This is a genomic window from Sorangium sp. So ce1014 (assembly GCF_051521505.1).
Classification (GTDB): domain Bacteria; phylum Myxococcota_A; class Polyangia; order Polyangiales; family Polyangiaceae; genus Sorangium.
Map to the genome: position 1 here is coordinate 7,436,675 of NZ_CP150356.1, position 18,702 is coordinate 7,455,376.

Below are 18,702 nucleotides of genomic sequence, written 5' to 3' on the forward strand. Positions count from 1 at the left end.
GGCACGCCTTGGGAGACCTGTCAGCGCTCGCCGCAACGAAGATCGTGCAGGACGTCGCGGCCGCGGCCCCTTCGGTCGGCCGGGACGAACGGCTGCGCGGCGCGGTCGCCCTGCTCGTGCTGGGCCTCGCCGCCGGGGGAGCGGGCGAGCTCTCGTACGACCAGCTGAAGCAGCGCTGCCGCGACGCCGTGGCGCGGGATCCTGTCGACTCGCTCGCGGCGATGGTCCTCGGGAGCTCGTACCTGTTCTACCAGGCCGAGCACGGCGAGAACCCGCGGTGCGGGAGCTTCCTGGACGCCCTCCTGTTCATCTCGACCTGCCTGTCCGGCGGCTACGTCGACCGCTTCGCGCAGACCGCCGCGGGCAAGGCGATCGCCTCCTTCGTGATGACGATGGGCCCGGCGCTCGCGACCGCCGCGCTCGGCGCGCCGCAGGGCGCGCAGGACCAGGGCAAGGCGATCATCGAGCGGCTGGACGGGATCCTCGAGGCGCTGCGCGCGCCGAGGTGAGCGGCGGCGCCGGCGCGCCTTCTCGCGATCACCCGCCATCAGGCACGGCTGTGTCCGATTGCCTCCGTCGACTCCCTAAGCGATCTCAGGGGGAGCCCTAACTCGCGATGTCGTGGCTGTGGCACAACGTCTCGATGAGACGCATTGTCGCTCTGGCATGAGGCACTTTGCACCTCGGCGCGTGCGCGGCGGGGCGTAATCTTCCTGAAATCGGAGTGAAACATCGCCCCGCTCGTCCTGGAATACCCCTTGCGATGTCCGGGCGCGCGGGGCATCGGGGCCTCGGTTCTTTTCAGGTCACGCGGCACCGGACAGGCGCGCAGAGCAGGCGGCCCGATCACTGCTGTCCCTTGTGCCCTCGCGCGTCGAACGGATCACGAGGGAGGAGCGACGCGGTTTCGCTGCCGTGTCGCTCGTGTCGCAAGGAAGGCGGAGGAGTCATGCCGAATCGTCAGGGTTGGATCGACGAGGAACATAACGATGGGCGGGGGCACGACGAGGAGAGGTCTGGGCGGCACCAGGGGCAGAGAGGGGATGAGGGATATCGAGGCGAGCGCGGAGCCTCGGGCGATGCTAGCTACGGGCATCGTGGCAATTACGAGCAAGTCGTCCAGCGAGACGATCAGCGCCATTCCCGAGGCGGTCAGCACGACCTCCGCGGCGGGTGGGATCAGCGGGAGTTCGGCGGCCGCGGTCACGAGGGTGAGCGCGGCTACGGCGGCGAGCGCGGCTGGGGGGGCCGGCAGGATCGCGGCTGGGCAGAGCACGAGAATCACGGAGGCCCGCGCCAGGCCTTGGGCGAGCCGCGCGATGACTTCCAGCGAGGAGGTCGCGACGATCTTGGCTCCGGGCGTGGTGACGGAGGCGGCCAGGGCGGCTTCGGTGGCGGCCAGGGCGGCTTCGGCGGCGGCCAGGGCGGTCACGGCGGCCAAGGTCACTTCGGCGTCGGCCAGAGCGGCCACGGCGGCCAAGGCGGCTTCGGCGGCAGCCAAGGCGGTCACGGCGGCAGCCAGGGCGGATCTGGCGGCGGTCAGGGCGGTCACGGCGGTCAGGGCAGCTTCGGTGGCCAGGGTGGACTCGGCGGTTATGGCGGCGGCCAGGGTGGATTCGGGGGCCGACAGGGCGGCTACGGTGGCCAGGGCGGATTGGGCGGCCAGAGCGGCCAGGGCCACTTCGGCGGCGAGCGCGGGTTCGGCGGCGGCCAGGGCGGCTACGGCGGCCAGGGCCAGGGGGGATTCGGGGGCAGCCAGGGCGGCTACGGTGGCGGCCAGGATGGCTACGGCGGCGGCCAGGGCAGCTTCGGTGGTCAGGGTGGATTCGGCGGCGGCCAGGGCGGCCAGGGCAGCTTCGGCGGCCAGGGTGGATTCGGTGGCCAGGGTGGATCTGGTGGCCGCCAGGGCGGCTTCGGTGGCCAGGGAGGCTTCGGCGGAGGCCAGCACGAAGGCTACGGAGCCCGGGGCGGCCTCCGGCAGTGGGCCGACGACGAGCGCGGCTGGAGCGAGCGGTCAGGACACCAGCGCGGGTACGAGGGCCAGGAGCCCCGCTTCCGCGGCGATCAGGGCTATCCGTCCGGCGGCCAGCCCTCCGGCGAACAGGGTTCAGGCGGACAGGGCTCAGGCGGACAGAGCTTCCTCCAGACCGTCGGACTGGGCGGAGACGTCGGCGGTTCGCGCGGCCGCCCGCCCAAGGGATACAAGCGCTCGGACGAGCGGATCCGGGAAGACCTCTGCGACAGGATCTCCGATCACCCTGATCTCGATGCGAGCGACGTCGAAGTGAAGGTGCAGAACGGCGAGGTCGTCCTCTCGGGCACCGTCCGCGAGCGCCGCTTCAAGCACCAGCTCGAGGTGCTCGCGGAGCGGATCTCGGGCGTGACCGACGTGCGGAACGAGATCCGGATGTACCGCGAGCAGCAGCAGAACGAGGCGAAGACGAGCGCCGGGCTGTCAGCGAGCGAGCGCTCCACCGCGGGCGCGTCCGGCGCCGCCGCGGGCGCGTCCGGCGCCGCCGCGGGCGCGTCCGGCGCCGCGACCTCCCTGGGCGCCACGTCGCCCTCGGAGACGAAGAACAACGAGTCGCGCCGGAACGCCTCGTAGTCAGCCGCCGGCGGGCTCGCTGCTGAAGCACCCGTTTGTGACGGGACCGAAGCCGAAGAACATTGTCCCCATCGGCCTCTCCTCCTCGTGGTGGGTTCGTTCACGGCGCCCACGAGCGCACGGAGAGGCCGTTCTGCAAGCCCGTTCAAGCACTTGGAAGTGCCGGCGTTCCCGGATCAGGATCGGCTATTCAGCGCGTCGTCGTCGCGGATCGCGCCGGCCACCGCCGGGCGCCGCGCTCGCGGGCGCCGTGACCGCGAGCGCGACGTCGTGCGGCGCGACGCGCGTGGCCGTCATAGCGCGATAGCGCGCGGTCACCGCTGCCTGCGCACGGCGCCGTGCTGGGTCGGGCTTGCAACCGACATCGTGCAGCCCGCGCGTAGGGCCGGTAGCGCGCTCTCGCGGCGGCGTGACAGGCACCTGGCGCCAGCAGTTGGACGAGCGCTGGAGCCGCGCGGCAGCTGCGCGGCGTTGGCGCACGCTCTGGACGGTACGACCCACGGCCATGGTAGCGTTCTCGCCCAGATTCCGTTTGACGCCCGATCCTGTCATTCGAAGGATGGCCCGCGTCGCCACGTGGCTCGTCGGTTGCGGAGCGGGGAGAAGGGGACGATGGGCACAAGAAGCCGACGGAGCCCATGGGTGGTCCTGGTCGTCCCTCCGCTCGTCGTCGTACCGACGCAAGCGGGAGCGTACGAACTGAGCGCCGGGGTGAGCCTCGGGTGGCTCCAGGCCGGTACCATTCCGCGCCTCGCGATGGGGCCGCATGCTGGCATATCGTGGCCCATCCAGCGAGACATCCTGTTCACGGTGCACGACCTGTGCACGATCCTACCCCCGACCCAGGAGGACGGGCCCGGGGTCTACAACCAGACCTCGGTTGACGTCGGATACGCGTGGAAGGACGGCAACGTCAGCGCGGGGCCGTCTGTCGCGTTCTACGTCATGCCGACGTGCGGCGTCACCTTGTGCGGCCGCGTCGGTGGCTTGGCCGTAGGCGGCCACGCGCAGACCAACGCGTACGTCGCCGGACCGCTGGGGGTATCGGTGAGCGTCAACGTGGATTGGGTCGGTCGGGGCAGCCTGGTGCTCCCGGGCTATGTGTCCGTCGTCGTTGTTGCTGGTCCTGTGCTTCGATGGATTGAGAAATGAACGTGAGAAAAGTTCTATTATTGATCTTGGTCATCGCGGCTTGGGCGCTGGCGGCGTGCAACTGGACGATAGGAGACTGCTATCCTGTCGGGGAACGAACTTCGGGCGCAGGTGCCGGTCCAGGCTCGGAGCCCCGCCCCATCTACACCTCCGCCGCATCCGGTGACTTCGGGGCCGACCCGCAGGGTGGCGGCGAGCGCAAGATCGCGTGCAACGAGTGGGAACTCGAAGATGAAGAGGAGAGACCGAGCGACAGCGACAGCGCGGAGAGGCCGACAGGTAGCCCGACGAGCCCGCCAGACCCGTGCCCCGAAGTCGGCGACACAGCCGGAGACGGAGCGATTGCCTTGACCTGTAGCGATGCGTGCAGCTCGAAGTGTCCGCCTGGAATGGCTCGCATCATATACGTAAATTTCGATCCGGAGGATTTCCCGTTTGTCACCACCGTCAAGGATGACGGCCGGGGCAAGGCCGGCGGGTATCAAGAGGCCAAGGCCAACCTGAAGTTCAAGCATAGGGGTTCGGGCGGCGTCGATGAGTGGTACTGTCCTCTCACCATCAAGATGCCGCTCCGGACTGAGTTTATGGGAAAAATCGATCCAGTCCGTGCAGCCGGTCTCAGCGAGGAGATCACGGAGGAGGTCGGATACAGCATGGACTACAACCTCCCGCCGGGGATCTTTTGCAAACAGTTTGCCGAGGCGGCGAAAGCTGCGTTCAGTTTCAAGTACCCGCTACTCGGCGCCTCGGTGACGAATCCATGAAGACAACTCTCTCTGAGCTGCTCGACGTCGTTTACCGCTTCTACCCGCGGGGCGTGCATAAAATCCAGCGCATCTATGTGCCTCCGGGCGACCCCGTCTGGGAGGACACGGAGGAGCACCGCCGCCTGGTGGAAGCCGCAAACCGCGGGCGAGCGGAGTACCCAACGTGGGAAGCGATGATCCACCGCATGTACGAACGATACGGCCTTCAGAACGAGTCGCTCAACCTGTTCGCGGGAGGGGTTCAGCCGGCCTACTCGGCCCGCATCTATCGCCCCAGGGACTTCGAGCCCGCTCCTTCGCTCAGCACCAGGGCTTCGCTCAGCTTCCACGTGAGCCTTCTCGGGCCCTATTATGGAATCCACAGCAGGGGCGAGCCCGACGAGATACCCGCGGCGGTCGCAGAAGAGATCGAAGCCACGTACCCCGGCTACCAGCCGATCCCGCCGGAGTTCGGGGACGAGGTGGTGCCGGATGTGGACATGGACGGGGTGTTGATGGGCGAGGCGACGATCTACGTATGCCTCTTCTCGGACGTCTGGACTTTGGTGGATCCGTAGCGGTTCCCCTGGGTGGATGCCGCCTGCGTGGCCGAGCACGCTATGGGATGGACGGAGCAGACACATCGGTTCCAGGATTGTGAGGCCATGAAACACAACGTTGATGAGCTACTCGACATCGTCTATCGATACTATCCCCGTGGGGTCGGGATTATGGATGACGGCGATATCGACGTCCAGCGATGCGCGGAGACCGAGGAGCACGACCGGCTCGTGCGCGCGCGGATCCAGGCATCGAAGGGCGACCGATGGCGCTCCCTGCAGCGTCGCATCCGAGACGGATTCCCTGGTAGGTTCAGGAACCATTCGCTGCATCTCCCCGGCGGCGGCTGCGACGCCTGTTATTCTTTTTCGATCGACATGCCGGAGTCCACGGGTCGAACGCTGTGGTTCCATGTGAGCTTTCTGGTTCCTTACTACATCGTCCATAGCGAACGCACGGTCGACATCGTGAAGCGAACGAGGGACTCGTTCTCGGTCAAGTTTTTAGGACTACATTTCATCGTTCCGCGCAGCCCGTTCGATCCGAGGTTCGTCGCTCGTCCGGACGATGGACAAAAGTTCGCCATCATCGGGAGGGAATATGCCACCTTCGATCTGTTGCCCGATGAGCAGCCATGCGCGGAGTGGATCTCCGGCGACATCGAGGCGACCTTCGGTTGCGAACGCATGCCGCCGGAGATCGGGACCGTGCTCGTGCCCGATGTGATGCCGGGCCTGCGTCTCCCCGGGGAGGCCAGACTCTACGACTGCCTGTTCACGGACCAGCACAGGTGGGTGGAGCCATCGCCGTCTGATGAGCCGGCACCCGGTGTGCAGATCGAAACGAGCAACCTGACACAGCCGCTCATCGCGGTGCTCACTGTGCTCACGGCGCTCTACTGCATCTTGTGGCCCCTGATGCCAGAGCTGCAGAGCGGTTCTTGCTACTGCGTGGTGGAGACGGATGGAGTCCTTCGCAAGGACGAGTTGATCGACACGCTTGCGAAGATTCGCGTGCTCCTTGAGCCGCCGATGACTCCATGGGGCATCGCTGCCAAGCGCGAGTTCGAAGCTGCCACGCGCGAGATCGAAGCGCTGGTCGCCTCGTGGGACGGTGACGGCGAGCCGCCGGCCGCCATGATCGCCTGGGCCATGAGCTTCCTGGCGAGTTGGCCCGTGGACTCGGAGCCCGTAGCTTCGTCGTAGCACGACTGCTGGAAGGTGCCCCGATCAGCAGAAAAACCGCCGAGATCGCCAAGAGGAGAGCGGGAGGGCCGTCCCGGCATGTCCCCTCCTACTCCCATGGTTTCTTGGCGTCAGGGCGGTTCGCTTCGCTGCCTGCCTTCCCGCAATCGTGGTAGCCGTCGTGGAGGTCCGTGCCGTTCTCCCATGACGTCACTTCGGCTATTCAGGGAACCGCAGCGTCTCGACGGCGATGCCGTCCTCCCCCGTGATCACGTCGCCCGACCAATCCCAGCTCGTGCCGCCCGGGCCCGGCAGCCCGATCTCCCAGGTGACTCCCTCCAGCGTGAGCTGGTCCTCGTCGAGGTAGGCGATGCCTATCGAGTCGCCGCCGCGCCCGGGACCGCCGTAGCCGCCATCGCCTCCGGGGCCGCCGCTGCCACCCTGGCAGGACCACATGCCGTCCCCCAAGGCCCCTCCTGGAGCGCCTCGGCCGCTCTTGCCGCCTTCTTCCGGCTCCCCGCCGTCGCCGCCTTGGCCCCCGTCGTTGCTCCTGATGAGGCTGTCGCGCACCGTCACCTTCGCGTGGAGCGCCAGGATCCCGATGCTCGGCTGGGCGTTCCCGCCCCCTCGGCCGCCCCGCCCCCCGCAACCGCCCGCGCCTCCGGAGCCGCCGCCGGCGCCGCCCTTGGTGGCCACGCCGCACACCGCGAGCCCACCGCGACGCCCGCCGCCCCCACCACCGCCTTGACCCGGCATCCCCCGGGCGCCGTCGCCGGCCCCGTCGCCGTGCCATCCGGTCTCCTCGAGCCGCCCGCGGCCCTTTCCCGCTGCGCCGGCGGCGCCCCACATGCCGCTTCTCCCGGTGGTGCCGCTGGAACAACGCCCGTCTGCCGGGTCGCCAGATCCTCCACTCCCCTCGTGCTGTGGGTTCGGCTCGGGTACGGGCTCGCCGTCCTCCCCATCTCCGGCGCCGCCGGCGAGCCCGTCGCCCCCCTTGCCACCAGCGCTCGGGATCCCTCCCTCGCAGGAGTTCACCGCCCGAGCCCCACCCGGGACCGTCGCTGCGGAGCACGCGTCTCCCCCATACTGCCCGTCCGGTCCTTCCGCTGCCCGGCCCGGCCATCTGTCCCCATCGTGGCCCCCCAATCCGTAGGCGGCTTCGATCCTGCTTCCGATGATCTCCACCGCGGTGCCCGACCGAACGATCATCCCGACATGCGCTGTGCTGCGGAGACCCACGTGGTCGATGATCGAGACCCCGTCCGCTGCCCCCGTGTCGCCGGCGCGGGCCGGCTCGACGATCAGCGCGACCTGCCCGAACGAGGGGGGATCGAGCGTGCTCATGCCCTGCACCGGGGTTTGAATCTCCTTCACGCGTTCCCATTCCAAGAAGTCGAAGCCTCCGTAGATATCCACCCCGGAGGGCAGCGTGATGGACTCCTCGAAGCCATCGCTGGTGGCGAACACGCGACCGCGCCCGGTGCGCGCAAGCTCGATGCCGCGCTGGAGGGAACGAACCGGCCTGTCCTTCGTGCCGGGGTTCGCGTCGTCACCGCCGAAAAACGGATGGTTGACGAACACGCCGCAGCCGTCGAGCACCTGAGCCCTCGCGAGGTGCTCCAGGCAGACGGATTCGGGGATCGGATCGCCTCCACACGTCGAGGCTCCGTCGCACGGCGGCGCACCGTTCGGGTCGTCCACCCCCGGTGTGGTCCCGCAGCCGGCCGAGGCGAGCGGCAGAGCAACGACGAGGAGGAGCGCGGAATTCAGGTTCATGGGCATCCCTCGATGGCCGCGTGTCGCGCGGCGCGATTCAATGGATCGGCTCGCTTGCCGCCGGGAAGGCATACAGAGGAGCTCGTGGGCCGGGTTTCCCTGTGCCCACCTCGTCCTCCGTGCCGGCGTTCCCCGCGAGGCCGCCTGTACCGGGGGTTCCGGGAACAATGGTGGTCCCGGGTCGAATGGCGAAATTGGGCACCACGTAGGCGATGCCGACGGAGGCGCCGCCGAGCCCGCCGCCGGCATCGCCTCCGCGACCGCCGTGACCTCCCGCGCCGCCCTTGCATGCACCCCACATTGCATCAACAAAACCCACGCCTCCGTGAGCGCCCAGCTGACCAGCGCCGCCCGGTTGGCCCGTTCCGCCGACCCCGCCGTTGCCGCCCTTGCCCGTGAACACGTTGGTGTTGGCGACGGTCAGGTCCGTGCCCTCCAGCGCGACGATACCGATGCTCGCGCCGCCATAGCCGCCGCCCCAGCCTCCCTTGCCGCCGCAACCCCCGCTTCCCCCCGAGCCGCCGGCCGCACCACTTTGGGGGCGGCTTGTCGGACACGCAAACATGGGTCCGCGCGACTTGCTGCCGCCCCCGCCGCCGCCGCCATAGCCGACGCCGCCCTTCGTCCCGTCCTCACCACGGACACCGATCCATCCATCGTCGCTGAGGAAGCCTGGACCAAACGCGCCATCCGCACGACCACCGTCGGCGCCGTGTGCGCCATCGCCCCCGTCCTCGCATCGCGTTTGATCCGCGCCGCGCCCCGCTTGGCTGTCGCGCATGGGATCCTCCGCGAGCGCGGGCTGCCCCGGTGCGCCATCGCCGCCGACGTCGAGTCCGCCGTCGCCGCCGTAGCCGCCCGTCGACTCGATGCCGTCGCCGCACATGGTGACCACCGGAAGGGCGCCCACGGCAGCGTCTACGGTACATGCGTTCGCGCCGTGGTTCCCGGACTCGCCGTCCGTCGCCCGCTCGGTGTCCGCGTCCTCGCCCGGCTCCCCGTCCTTGCCGTCGCCCGCGACGATCACACTGTCCTGCACGAACGCCCTGGCGCCCGTGCTCAAGATCACCGCGATCGACGACTTGCCATCGGGCGCCGAGGCGTCCGCCGCCACGACGCGCACGCCGGCGATCACCGACGTCGTTTCGTCCCCCGCGAGCGCCGTACCCGCCTCCCCGAGGACCCGCAGCGGGATCCCCCCCGGCGGAGCGATGATCGTCGGGTGATCCGGTCCGCCGAACGATCCCTCATACGACCAATCCCCGCCGTCACACCGACGCCCGCCCCAGAGGTCGACCCCCGAGGGCAGCGTGATCGTCTCCGCGAACTCCCCGCCGCACGCGTACACGCGCCGGGTCGCTTCCTCGCCGTGGCCTCGCCCGTGCTCGGCGAGCCCGATCGCGTGTTGCAGGGTCTTCACCGGCGCTCCCTTGATGCCGGGGCTGCTGTCGTCGCCCTGCTCGCTGACGAACACCCCGCACTCGTCGAGCGCCGGCGCCGTCGCTGGATCCCCGTCACAGGGCGATGGCTGGGGAGGGAGCGGCTCGCACAGGTAGCCCTCTGCGCAGCTGTCGGAATAGCAGCCGGAGACGCCGGCGGCGCCCGTTGAGCCCAGCGCGAGGAGTGCGAGGTAACGAGCAATCCCGCGACCTCGATCATCAAGCCGACGGCCCATAGGCTTCCCTCCGCCCCTCCGCCTCACCAGGCGCCCCAAAGGATCAGTCCCGCTTGCTCGCTGGTCGCCACCGGCGCAGCGTGGAGGCCCCCGGCGGCCGGCGCGGCCCCGAAGAGCGCGGTCTCGGTGAAAAAGGATGCGGCGGTCGCCACCCCGAACACGGCGCTCGTCGCCAGCGACACCTTGCCGAGGGTGGCGAACAGATTCCGCTCCTTGATCTGGCCATGGATGTCCGCGCAGGCCGCGGCGGCGCCCGCGTCCCGGCACGTCGACGACGTCCACCCCTGCGCGCGACGCCGGACATCCCCCTCGCGAAGATCGCCATGCACGACATTGGCCCGCAGGAGAAAGATCCCGCCTGCGGCCGCCGTCGCCGTCGTGAGCACGACGCCGCCAATCCGCGCCGTCCCCGGCCAGGTCGCCGATGGCGCCGGAGCCGGCGCGGAGGGCCTCGCCGCTCGCGCCTCCGTGGCTGCCTTCTTCGTGGGGCCTGCTGGCTCGCCCTCGCCCGCGCTGCTCACCGCGGCGCGCGGCAACTGGATCGTCATGGTCGGCTCGGTCGCCGCCTGCGCGTCCAGCGTCTGGGATCCTTCCTCGCGGCCCGGTGCTTGGGCCTTCACCATGTGCTTGCCAGGCTCGAAGAACAGTGTGTAGGTCCGCCTGGGTCGGCCGATGGGCTTGCCATCGACGAGCACCTCGGCGTCCGGCGGATCCACCGACAGATAGAGCGTCGCGACGTGCCGAACGGCCTTGGCCAGTCCATCGGCGAATCCTTTTTGCTGCTCAGGAGAGAGCGCCTTGCGCCGCTCGAGGCTCCAAGCCAGGTGCTCCGCCGCGTCACGGAACCTGCGCAACTTGAGCTCGCAGAGGCCCAGCTCTCCGGCGATCTCGGCGGACTCTCTCTCTGTGACGGATGTCGCGTCGATCGCCTCGAAGGCCGCCTTGTAGGCGGCGTGTGCCTCGGTCCACTTTCCCGTTGCCCGAGCTCGTCGGGCGCGGCGAAGAGGGTCCTTTACCATCAAATCGTCGCTTCGTGCGGCGGCCGGCTTGCGGTCCTCCGCCCGCGCCGGATGCGTGGTGCCGATCACGACGCCAAGCATCAGACAACTCCAGAGCGATTGCGCAACAAAACGCACGCATAGACGGTACTCACGCCAGCTGTGGTGCGTCAACGGCTCTGGAAGTGGCATGACCTGAACGATCAGATGAGAAAATACCGACCGATCGGGGAAAGAGAGCCTCGCGGCTCGTCCAGTCGCGCGATTCCGCGATCCGTTGCCCACATGTCGCACCTTGACCGACCGACGCTGGGACCGCCCTGCATTTTCTTGAAGCCCTGCAGGCGGCTCAGGTGTTCTACCGGTGATGGGCGAGCCAGCCAGCACCCCGACCGGCTTCGAGTTCTTCCGGCGCCTCGCGCGGCGTTTCGGGGTCCCTGCGCGAGACGCGGAGGACCTCGCGCAGGACGCCTTGCTGCGGGGACTGGAAGCGGATCAGCGGGTCGAGCTCGGGGAGGCCCGAGCGGCCTACGGTGCCACCATCGTCCTGAACCAGGCGCGGAACCACGTCCGGAACGCACGCCGTCGGGGGGAGGTCCTGACCTCGTTCGACGATCATGAGCTTCAGGCGGAGTGCCCGACCCCGGAGGAGATGCTCCGCAGACAGCAGCGGGAGGCGCTCCTCCGCGACCTGATCAACCAGGTCGACCCCAGGTACCGCGACGTCTTGATCAAGCACGCGATCGAGGAAGTGCCGCTCGTCGAGATCGCCTCCGAGCTGGGGCTCAACCCGAAGACGGTGAGCACACACTACCTCCGAGCGCTCGAGGACCTCGCCGCGGCCGTGGAACGCCGGAGGGCGCGGCAACGCGCGCGCGGATGGGACGACGCGGCATGCGTCCCGTTCGCCTTCGATGTGCGTGGCCGCGAGGGGTGGCTGAGCAAGCTAGGCCGCCTGAGCATCAAGATCCTGGAGCAAGGAGCGGTCGTCGTGTTCACCGGCGCCGTCATCGCGACGTTGCCGGACTCGTTCAGCCCGGAGTCGTGGTTGCGGTGGGCGGGAGTGCATGCGCCGGCCCCCGCGCCGGCGGCGCAGGAGATCGCGCAGCCGTCGGCCCAATCCTCGACGCGCGCGGCGGCAGCGACGGCCGCGCAGGAGATCGCGCGGCCGGCGCAGGACCGAGACGCACGAGTGCCTGCTCCATCAGGCGCGCCGGTTCGTCGTACCTCGCTCCCCGTCCGCGCGGTGGTTCCAGCCGTCAGCCAGCGCGAGCAGAGCCTCATCGACGAGGCCGGAAGGGCCATCGAGGACCACAACGCGGTCGCAGATGCAGAGGCGCGCCGATTGCTTGAGACCCATGCACGGGAGTTCCCGCAGGGAGAGCTCGCCGCGGAGCGTGAAGCGCTCCTGACGCAAGTTCGCTGAGTCCTCGATCGGTGAGCCCATCACCAAGGGCGCGATTCGGCGCGTCCCGCGGCGTCGCCGCCGTCGATCTCGGTGCCGCCGATTCCGCCCGCGACACCTCGTCGCGCGCTCGATGTTCCGCCGCCCGTGATGCCGGCTCCAGATCTCGTTGCCAAGAGCCCACGGGCCAAGCTCCCGCCGCCTCCACAGCCGCGGTTCCGGGGCGAGTCGTCATCACGGGACGGGAGATAGTGCGCAGGGGGTGAATCCGTGTGTCGTCCGCCGAATGAACGCGAGCGCGCCGCTGCACGCGAGCGCTTGTTTTGTCCGACGCTGGTTCGTACCGTGTTGCGCTGGTTGGAGAAGCTTGGTGTCCCACGGTGCGATCGTGGCGACGTCGCGGGCCAAGTCTGGGTCAGCGCCTGGGAGAGCTGGCCCAGGTTCGATCCGACGCGCGGCACACCAGAACGCTGGTTGAACGGGATCACCGTACACGTTGCCTCGCGCTACCACGAGCGCGCGCAGCGCCGCAGGGAGGAGCTGGTCGATTGGATCGAGGCGGTCGATCCAGCGCCGGACGCCGCTGATGCGATGGAATCCGACAGCATCAGAACCGGCATCATCGACGCGGTGAACGACCTGGATCCGGATCTACGATCTATTCTCGTGGCACACGACCTGAATGGGGTATCGATGGCTCAGATGGCCGAGGATGTAGGATTGCCTATCTCCACGCTCTACAAGCGACGCGCGAAGGCAATCGAAGCATTGCGCGAGGTCCTCAGAAGCCGATACGCCAGCGAGCTCTCCATGCGAAGAGGGGGGCGGCTGCGGTGAGCATCAAAGGGCTGGTTGTACACTTCCGGCGCGACCTGGACGATCATGAGGCGGAGCGGATGATTGACGCTCTCAAGATGTTCAGGGGAGTCACAAAGGTGTCGCCTGTCGGCGCCGGTTACGAGGACGACTTGAACCGCGAGCGGGTCAAGCGAGATCTGCTCGACGAGATGCGCGCCCTTCTGGGCGAGGAATAGACGTCGAGCTCGGCGCTGACGTGACCGAGCCCGCGTCCGATCGCATCGGGGCCGGTGCCGTCACCGCGCCGGCCGCCGTGTGCAATTGGCCTCCATTTCCACACCGCGGCGGGGTCGTCGAGCTCGCGCTAGAACACTGACTCGCGGACGCGCCTCGCGCCCGTTCTTGGAAAGCACCTCGCCGCCCCTCCTGCGCAGCCTCGCCGCCCCTCCTGCGCGGCCTCGCCGCCCCTCCTGCGCGGCCTCGCCGCCCCTCCTGCGCGGCCTCGCCGCCCCTCCTGCTCAGCCTCGCCCCCCTCCTGCGCAGCCTCGCCGCCCCTCCTACGCCGCTTCGCCACCCCTCCTGCGCGGCCTCGGCGCCCCTCCTGCGCAGCTCCGCCACCCTCCTGTGCGCCCCATTCGGTGAACTACGCTACGTTCGCGCGGCTCCTGCGCAGCCTCGTCACCCCTCCTGCGCACCAGTTTCTGTGTCCTACGCAACAAATCATTCTCTCCTGTGCAGCCTCGCCACCCCTCCTGCGCAGCTCCGCACCCCTCCTGCGCAGCCCAGCACCCCTCCTGCGCATCCATTTATGTGTCCTTCGCAACACTTTCCCCTTCCTGCGCATCCCCGCCAGCCTCGCGGCCCGCTGCTCGCCGCGCGGCGCCGGCACGCCGCCCCGCTCGACTCCACGGCACACCGCCGCTCTCAACCCTCAAGCCCGGTACGCCACGCGCGACGTGAAGGAAACGTGCTCTCCTCTGGCCCGTGCCGTGAGTCGCCAATACCTTCGCCAATCCTCCGCCCCTCATTCCGAGGGGCGCCGGCCCCGACAAGGAGGCGTATCTTTACCATGGTTCTCATCACGCGCATGCGCGGCACGCTCGACACCTGGGATCCGCTGTTCCTCGATGAGCTGGCGAAGAACAACCGCATCATCACGGTGGACTATCCGGGCGTGGGTTACTCGGACGGCAAGCTGCCGCCGGGCATCGGCCAGGCCGCGGACGTCGTGATCGCGTTCGCGGACGCCATGAAGCTCGAAAAATTCATCCTCCTGGGCTGGTCATGGGGCGGCACGGTGGCGCAGACCGTGGTGATCGAGCATCCCGGCCGCGTCACGCACGCGATCCTCGTGGGCACGGCGCCGCCCGGAAAACGCGCGGTGGAAATTCAACAGGCGTTCATCGACCGCGCGTTCAAGCCGGTGAATGATCTGGACGATGAGATCGTGCTGTTCTTCGAGCCGAGGTCGGAGTTCAGCCGGAAGATGGCGAAGGAGTCGCGGGACCGCATCCGCGTGCGCCCCGGGGTCGATGAGAAAATTCCGTCGACCCCCGAGGCGATCAAGGCCTACCTCGCCGCGGCCGAGGAATATCACGTCGATGCGGCCGGGCGTCTCCAGAAGCTGATGGTCACGCGCACGCCGCTGCTCATCATCAGCGGCGACAACGACATCAGCACCGCCGTGGACAACTGGTTCGCGCTGAACCGCAAGATCCCCAACGCACATCTGGCCGTGTATCCCGAGTCGGGTCATGGCCCGCAGCATCAGCACCCGCAGCTCGCCGCCGAACAGGTGGCCTCGTTCCTGCGCCACGCCATTCGATAGATAGAAGGAGGGCCACATGCCGATTTTCAAGACCAAGGAAGGCGTCGATATTTTCTACAAGGACTGGGGCAGCGGCCAGCCTCTGGTGTTCCACCACGGCTGGCCGCTGTCGGCGGACGACTGGGATGCGCAGCTCATGTTCTTCCTCGCGAAGGGCTTTCGCGTCATCGCGCACGATCGCCGCGGTCACGGGCGTTCGTCGCAGACCTTCGACGGCAACGAGATGGACACCTACGCCCGCGACGTGTCGGAGCTCACCGCTCACCTCGGTCTCAAGGGCGCCGTGCACATCGGCCACTCCACGGGCGGCGGTGAGGTGGCGCGCTATGTCGCGAGGTACGGGCAGGACGGCCGCGTGGCCAAGGCCGTGCTCATCGGTGCCGTGCCGCCGATCATGGTCAAGAGCGACAAGAATCCCGGTGGCCTTCCCATCGAGGTGTTCGATGGATTCCGCGCCGCGCTCGTCGCGAACCGCGCGGAGTTCTACCGCGCCGTGCCCGAAGGGCCGTTCTACGGGTTCAATCGTCCAGGGGCCAGGACGCTGCCGGGTGTCGTCGACAACTGGTGGCGGCAGGGCATGATGGGCGGTATCAAGCCGCACCACGACTGCATCAAGGCGTTCTCGGAGACCGATTTCACCGACGATCTCGAGAAGATAGACGTGCCCACGCTCGTAATGCACGGCGACGACGACCAGATCGTGCCGATCGCGGATTCCGCGCTGCTGTCGATCAAGCTGCTCACGAAGGGCACGCTCAAGGTCTACAAGGGCCTGGGGCATGGCCTGTGCACCATCAACCCGGACGTCGTCAATCCGGATCTGCTGGAGTTCATCCAGTCGTGAGAGCGAGGGCCGCGGACACGAGGGTCCGCGGCCTTTCATCGCTGTCCGCGCCACTCAGGCGCCTTCGACGGCCGGCAGCTCGAAGCGAAACTTCGCGCCAAATACAGGGTTTAGCTCGGCCCAGAGTCGGCCGCCGTGGCGCTCGAGGATCGAGCGCGAGATCGACAATCCCATGCCCAGCCCTCCGGGCTTCGTGGTGTAGAACGCCTCGAACAATCGCGCGCCGTCCACGTGCGAAAGGCCGACACCCGGAGGCTAGGACGAGCCGGCCGGATCACGAAAGGCAGAACGGCGCGGGCCACGAACGCGGGCTGGCGATCGGGGATGCGCGTGGGACGAAAAGGCCCAAGAACGAGGGCGCCGCTCGCATGGGGTCGAGCAGCGGGCAGAGGTTGGCCAACGGCCACGCGCGAGCGGCACGCTGAGGGACGAGGCCGAGAGGCTCACGCCGCGTCGAACGACGGGTCTCTGGCCCTGGCGATGGGCGGCGCCTCGGTGGGGATGCCGAGATGGGTCAGGAGCGCCACGATGGCTTCGCGCTGCGCACGTTGACCGATGTCGGCGACGACCCGCCGGCGCCTACCGCACGGACACGCCAGCACATCGTCCAAATAGACGCGGCGGATGAGGGGATCCGTCAAGGGGATTCGGCTGCCGGGTGACCCGCGGTCGCTCATGGCGAAAATCGCTGGCGGTAGTCGGTCGGCGACGCCGCCAGATGCCGCTGGAAGGTCATCCGCATCCGCTCCTCGTTCCCGAACCCACACTGCCGCGCGATCTGATCGACGTTGCGCTCCGACGCCTCGAGCAGCCGGCGCGCAGCCTCCAGCCGGAACAGCTCCACCGCCTTCGCCGGGGTGCGGCCCGTCTTCTGCTTGTAGACCCGCGCGAAGTTGCGCGCGCTCATCCCCACCCGCTCGGCGAGCAGGTCGACCGTGAGATCCTCGCGGCCGAGGTGTTCGGCGATCCACTGGTGCAGCTCGTCGAAGCCGGCGTCGTCCTCGGCCTGTGATCGCAAGACCTCGCTGAACTGCGATTGCCCGCCCGGCCGCTTCATGAAGACCACGAGCTCACGCGCCACCTTCATGGCGATCTCGCGGCCGCAATCCGCCTCCACCAGCGCCAGCGACAGATCGATCCCCGCCGTCACGCCGGCCGACGTCCACACGGGCCCCGCCTGGACGAAGATCGCGTCGCGCTCCACCTCGATGGAAGGAAACCGTCGTTCGAGGCGATCACACATCGCCCAGTGCGTCGCGGCCCGCTTGCCTTCGAGGAGTCCCGCCTGCGCGAGCAGGAACGTACCGCTGCACACCGACGCCGTCCGCCGCACCCGAGACGACATCGCGGAGAGCCACCGCGTCAGATCCGCGGACGCGTCCAGCGCCTGCTCGATCTCCGGCGCGCCCGGCACGATGAGCGTGTCGACCTCGCTGCCCGCGAAATCCGCAATCGGTGAGGTGCGAAGTCACCCTCATCTCTCCCAAGCCCGCGCTCGACGTTCGCCCGCGGCTCTACGAACTTTCGCCGCAGGACATGAGCGCGCCTCTTCTGCCGCTTTTGGATGCCATCGGCGTCCGTTTTGTCGAGGGCTCCGTCGCGGAGATCCGGACGGGCGCCGCGCAGGTGGACGTGAGGGCCACGGACGGAGGCAAGCTCACCTTGCCTTATGACCGGCTCCTGCTCACCAGCGGCAGCACGCTCTTCCGCCCGGCCATCCCCGGCCTCGCGGAGCACGCCTTCTCGGTCGATCAGATGGGCGACGCCGTCGAGCTCGACGCGCACCTCGCGAGCCTCGCCGCCCTGCCGGATTCACCCGCGCGCAACACGGTCGTCGTCGCAGGCGGCGGCTTCACCGGGCTCGAGCTCGCCACGGAGCTGCCCGAGCGCCTGCGCCGGGTCCTCGGGCAGGATGCGGCGATCTCGGTGATCCTGATCGACAGGGCAGAGGAGGTCGGCGCAGGCCTCGGCCCGAATCCGCGCCCCGTCATCCTGGAGGCGCTGCGCTCGCTCGGCGTGGAAGCGCGGGGCGGGTCCGGCGTCACGTCCATCGATGGCGGTGGCGTCGTGCTCGCCTCCGGCCAACGCATCGACGCGGCCACCGTCGTCTGGACCGGCGGCATGCGTGCGAGCAGCCTCGCGGCCCAGGTCTCGTCGTCGCTCGATCCCCTCGGCCGCGTCGAGGTCACCCCGGACCTCCGCGTCGTCGGCACGGAGCACGTCTTCGCGGCGGGGGACGTCGCTCGCGCGCTCACGGACGGCGAGGGCCACCACGCGCTCATGTCCTGCCAGCACGCCATCGTGATGGGCCGGTTCGGCGGGCACAACGTGGTGGCCGATCTCCTCGGTCTCCCCACGCTCGAATACCGGCAGCTCTTTTACGCCACCTGCCTCGACCTCGGCGGAGAACGTGCGCCTGCTCGGCAATTAAGACACGCTCTACGTGAAGACGCCGAACGCAGGGACGGTGTCGCGCGCGTACTTCAAGGGCTGCCACGTCGAGGGCGACGTGGACTTCATCTTTGGCCGCGGCACCTTCGTGCTCGACGGCTGCACGATAAAGTACCTGACCACGCGGCAAGGCGCGACGGGCGGGTACATCGTCGCTCCCAGCACCGACGCGCGCAACGAGCACGGCATCCTCATCATCAACAGCGACCTCACCGCCGAGGCCGGCACGCCGGACGGGCTCGTCCATCTCGGCCGCGCCTGGGATGAAGGGCAGAACGATCTCACGAGGTACGCCGCGAACGTCGCGAGCGGCGTGTACCCGAACGGCCAGGCGGTCATCCGGAACTCCACGCTCGGCGCCCACATCCGAGCGGAGGATCCCTGGCACGCCTCGACCGTCAGCCGCCCCTACAGCTCCACGGCGGGCACGTACCCCGCGAACCGTTTCCACGAGCACGCGAACACCGGTCCCGGCAGCGCGCGGCCCTGAGCGGGGCGCGCCAGCGAGCCTCCCGGACCGCCCGGAGACGGCCGCGCGTCGGGTCACCTTTCCTTTTCTGACGCACAGGCTACGCGCCTGACGCTCCGCGTCCCTCCATCTCCGTGCGCGGGGGTCCCTCAACTCTCACGGTCATGCTCACACCCCGTCCCGCACGGGAGCCACGGGGACGTTTCGCCC

17 protein-coding genes and 3 pseudogenes are annotated in these 18,702 nt (G+C 68.7%); 13 read left to right on the forward strand and 7 right to left on the reverse strand.

The features are described 5' to 3' along the window. Window positions 1-8: 8 nt before the first annotated feature. Window positions 9-509, forward strand: coding sequence for a hypothetical protein (locus WME75_RS27945; RefSeq protein WP_437477206.1), 501 nt, complete (start codon window positions 9-11; stop codon window positions 507-509). 374 nt (window positions 510-883) lie between these two features. Here WME75_RS27945 and WME75_RS27950 read toward each other — a convergent pair whose 3' ends face one another. Continuing rightward, window positions 884-1,948, reverse strand: a complete 1,065-nt coding sequence (locus tag WME75_RS27950; protein WP_437495090.1) for a hypothetical protein — start codon at window positions 1,946-1,948, stop codon at window positions 884-886. Window positions 1,949-2,221: 273 nt separating this feature from the next. Here WME75_RS27950 and WME75_RS27955 point away from each other — a divergent pair, with 273 nt between their 5' ends. The 5 genes from WME75_RS27955 (at window position 2,222) to WME75_RS27975 (ending at window position 6,269) form a co-directional block, all read left to right on the forward strand. After that, window positions 2,222-2,605 (forward strand): BON domain-containing protein, encoded by a 384-nt coding sequence (locus tag WME75_RS27955; protein ID WP_437494941.1) that lies wholly within the window; start codon window positions 2,222-2,224, stop codon window positions 2,603-2,605. A 642-nt stretch (window positions 2,606-3,247) separates the two neighbouring features. Further along, a complete protein-coding gene (locus WME75_RS27960; protein WP_437477209.1) occupies window positions 3,248-3,757 on the forward strand; it encodes a hypothetical protein in 510 nt (169 codons plus the stop codon). After that, window positions 3,754-4,521 (forward strand): hypothetical protein, encoded by a 768-nt coding sequence (locus WME75_RS27965; protein ID WP_437477211.1) that lies wholly within the window; start codon window positions 3,754-3,756, stop codon window positions 4,519-4,521. The genes WME75_RS27960 and WME75_RS27965 overlap by 4 nt, the downstream gene beginning before the upstream one ends. Next, a complete protein-coding gene (locus tag WME75_RS27970) occupies window positions 4,518-5,081 on the forward strand; it encodes a hypothetical protein (protein ID WP_437477214.1) in 564 nt (187 codons plus the stop codon). Before WME75_RS27965 ends, WME75_RS27970 begins: the two co-directional genes overlap by 4 nt. Before the next feature lie 87 nt (window positions 5,082-5,168). Beyond that, window positions 5,169-6,269, forward strand: coding sequence for a hypothetical protein (locus tag WME75_RS27975; RefSeq protein WP_437477217.1), 1,101 nt, complete (start codon window positions 5,169-5,171; stop codon window positions 6,267-6,269). 198 nt (window positions 6,270-6,467) lie between these two features. Here WME75_RS27975 and WME75_RS27980 read toward each other — a convergent pair whose 3' ends face one another. From WME75_RS27980 to WME75_RS27990, 3 genes are read right to left on the reverse strand one after another with little or no spacing between them, the layout of a single operon-like run. Continuing rightward, window positions 6,468-8,024 (reverse strand): hypothetical protein, encoded by a 1,557-nt coding sequence (locus tag WME75_RS27980; protein ID WP_437477219.1) that lies wholly within the window; start codon window positions 8,022-8,024, stop codon window positions 6,468-6,470. Window positions 8,025-8,061: 37 nt separating this feature from the next. Further along, window positions 8,062-9,699 (reverse strand): hypothetical protein, encoded by a 1,638-nt coding sequence (locus tag WME75_RS27985; protein WP_437477222.1) that lies wholly within the window; start codon window positions 9,697-9,699, stop codon window positions 8,062-8,064. A 23-nt stretch (window positions 9,700-9,722) separates the two neighbouring features. Continuing rightward, the gene (locus WME75_RS27990; protein ID WP_437477225.1) at window positions 9,723-10,835 is read right to left on the reverse strand and encodes a hypothetical protein; all 1,113 of its coding nucleotides are present in this window, start codon (window positions 10,833-10,835) and stop codon (window positions 9,723-9,725) included. A 229-nt stretch (window positions 10,836-11,064) separates the two neighbouring features. Here WME75_RS27990 and WME75_RS27995 point away from each other — a divergent pair, with 229 nt between their 5' ends. The 5 genes from WME75_RS27995 to WME75_RS28015 all read left to right on the forward strand — a co-directional run bounded on the left by WME75_RS27995 (window position 11,065) and on the right by WME75_RS28015 (window position 15,572). Then, window positions 11,065-12,123, forward strand: a complete 1,059-nt coding sequence (locus WME75_RS27995; RefSeq protein WP_437477228.1) for an RNA polymerase sigma factor — start codon at window positions 11,065-11,067, stop codon at window positions 12,121-12,123. Between the two features lie 249 nt (window positions 12,124-12,372). Next, window positions 12,373-12,939 carry a sigma-70 family RNA polymerase sigma factor gene (locus WME75_RS28000; protein ID WP_437477231.1) on the forward strand — a complete coding sequence of 189 codons (567 nt, stop codon included), beginning with the start codon at window positions 12,373-12,375 and terminating at the stop codon, window positions 12,937-12,939. Continuing rightward, complete coding sequence (locus WME75_RS28005; protein ID WP_437477233.1) at window positions 12,936-13,136, forward strand: hypothetical protein; 201 nt, start codon at window positions 12,936-12,938, stop codon at window positions 13,134-13,136. Before WME75_RS28000 ends, WME75_RS28005 begins: the two co-directional genes overlap by 4 nt. A gap of 833 nt (window positions 13,137-13,969) precedes the next feature. After that, on the forward strand, window positions 13,970-14,728 hold the full coding sequence (locus tag WME75_RS28010; RefSeq protein ID WP_437477236.1) for an alpha/beta fold hydrolase: 759 nt from the start codon (window positions 13,970-13,972) through the stop codon (window positions 14,726-14,728). Window positions 14,729-14,744: 16 nt separating this feature from the next. Beyond that, window positions 14,745-15,572, forward strand: coding sequence for an alpha/beta fold hydrolase (locus WME75_RS28015; RefSeq protein WP_437477239.1), 828 nt, complete (start codon window positions 14,745-14,747; stop codon window positions 15,570-15,572). 54 nt (window positions 15,573-15,626) lie between these two features. On the opposite strand, the pseudogene WME75_RS28020 reads toward WME75_RS28015, so the two are convergent. The 3 genes and pseudogenes from WME75_RS28020 to WME75_RS28030 all read right to left on the reverse strand — a co-directional run. Beyond that, window positions 15,627-15,809: pseudogene (locus tag WME75_RS28020) on the reverse strand (ATP-binding protein); the annotation flags it as partial. 206 nt (window positions 15,810-16,015) lie between these two features. Continuing rightward, window positions 16,016-16,213, reverse strand: coding sequence for a hypothetical protein (locus tag WME75_RS28025; protein ID WP_437477242.1), 198 nt, complete (start codon window positions 16,211-16,213; stop codon window positions 16,016-16,018). A gap of 32 nt (window positions 16,214-16,245) precedes the next feature. Beyond that, a pseudogene (locus WME75_RS28030) lies at window positions 16,246-17,034 on the reverse strand (GlxA family transcriptional regulator); the annotation flags it as partial. A 74-nt stretch (window positions 17,035-17,108) separates the two neighbouring features. On the opposite strand from WME75_RS28030, the pseudogene WME75_RS28035 reads away from it, so the two are divergent. Together WME75_RS28035 and WME75_RS28040 are read left to right on the forward strand one after the other, a co-directional pair. After that, window positions 17,109-17,822, forward strand: a pseudogene (locus WME75_RS28035) (NAD(P)/FAD-dependent oxidoreductase); the annotation flags it as partial. A 193-nt stretch (window positions 17,823-18,015) separates the two neighbouring features. Beyond that, window positions 18,016-18,513 carry a pectinesterase family protein gene (locus tag WME75_RS28040; RefSeq protein WP_437477245.1) on the forward strand — a complete coding sequence of 166 codons (498 nt, stop codon included), beginning with the start codon at window positions 18,016-18,018 and terminating at the stop codon, window positions 18,511-18,513. The last annotated feature ends 189 nt before the right edge of the window (window positions 18,514-18,702 follow it).